1 pseudogene is annotated in these 1485 nt (G+C 76.6%); it reads left to right on the top strand.

The window, feature by feature from the left end:
• Positions 1-1485 (top strand): annotated as a pseudogene (locus BST12_RS32525) (hypothetical protein); the annotation flags it as partial.

The following is a 1485-nucleotide window of genomic DNA, read 5'->3' as shown; positions in this document are numbered from 1 at the left end:
CGGCGGCAACGGGGGTAACGGGGGTAACGCCAGGGTCAGCGGGGCCGGCGGCATCGGGGGAAGCGGATCCACCCCCGGAGCAAACGGTGAGGCTGGCAATACCGGCTACCTCGGCGGCAACGGCGGCAACGGTGGTTCGGCCGGGATCGGCGGCGCTGGTGGCGCCGGCGGCGTCGGCGGTAGTGGGATCACCGGCATGGACGGCGGGGCCGGCGGCAACGGCGGCGCCGGAGTCACCGGTCAGGCCGGCATCAACAACGGCGCCGGTGGTATCGGTGGGCCCGGCGGCAGCGGCGGGGCCGGAGGTGCCGGCCTGCTTGCCGGAGGGGCCGGCGGCAAAGGCGGCGACGGCGGCCAGGGCGGCGTCGGGGCTCTAGGAGAGGCGGGCTTGGCCGGTGGCGCCGGCGGCGCCGGTGCAGACGGCGGTACCGGTGGCGCCGGTGGCGCGGCTCTGAGTGTGACCGATGGAGTGGGCGGCGCCGGTGGGGCCGGCGGTGCTGGAGGTATCGCCGGTGACGGCGGCACCGGTGGCACCGGAACCTGGACCCTCAACGACGGTGTCGGCGGCGCCGGCGGTGATGGCGGGGCCCCGGGCGCCGGGGCCGCCGGTGGGCACGGCGGAACCGGCGCCACCCCGGGCATCACCGGTGCCACCGGCGCCTCGCCCACCAGCGGCGGCAACGGCGGAACCGGGGGAACCGGGGCCGCAGGCTCGACCCCGGGCCAGTCCGGCGCCGACGGGGGCACTGGCGGCAACGGCGGAGCGGTCGGCAACGGCGGCGCCGGTGGTACCGGCGGCGACGGCGCTGCCGGTGGCAGCGGCACCAACGGCCCCAACGGCACCAACGGCACCATTACCAGCGCCGGCGGCGATGGTGGCCCTGGTCAGGCCGGCGGAAACGGAGGCAACGGCGGCCGTGGTGGGTTGGGTGGGGTCCAATCCGGCAATGGCGGCGCCGGTGGTGACGGCGGCAATGGCGGCACCGGGGGCGCCGGAGGAACCGGTGGCGCCGGCGCAGACGGGTTCTACGGGCAACAGTTGCCTCCCCGCGACACCATCAACGGGACCGCCGGTGGTGACGGAGGGGCCGGCGCTGCCGGTGGACACGGCGGTGTCGGCGGCATCGGTGGAACAGCGGCCGCCGGCCAAGCCGGTAGTCAAGGCAACGGCGGACACGGCGGCGACGGCGGCGACGGCGGTACGCCTGGAAACGGTGGTAACGGCGGCGACGGCGATAATCCACTAACTCCCTCCGCCGATGTGGCCGGCGGCAGTGGCGGCGACGGCGGTAACGGCGGCGCTGCCGGACCCGGCGGTGCCGGCGGCGCCGGCTATACGACGGGTGCAACCGGTGCTGCCGGCATCCCGCATTCCGGTGGGGCGGGCGGCAACGGCGGAAACGGCGCTGCAGGCAGCCTGGCCGGAAACAATGGACTCGGGGGTGGCGCCGGCGGTAACGGTGGCTCCGGCGGTGGGGGCAGTAC

Origin of the sequence: Mycobacterium angelicum (assembly GCF_002086155.1) — a bacterium.
GTDB lineage: Bacteria > Actinomycetota > Actinomycetes > Mycobacteriales > Mycobacteriaceae > Mycobacterium > Mycobacterium angelicum.
Note: the sequence above shows the minus strand (reverse complement) of the source record. Positions and strands in the feature narration are given on the sequence as shown.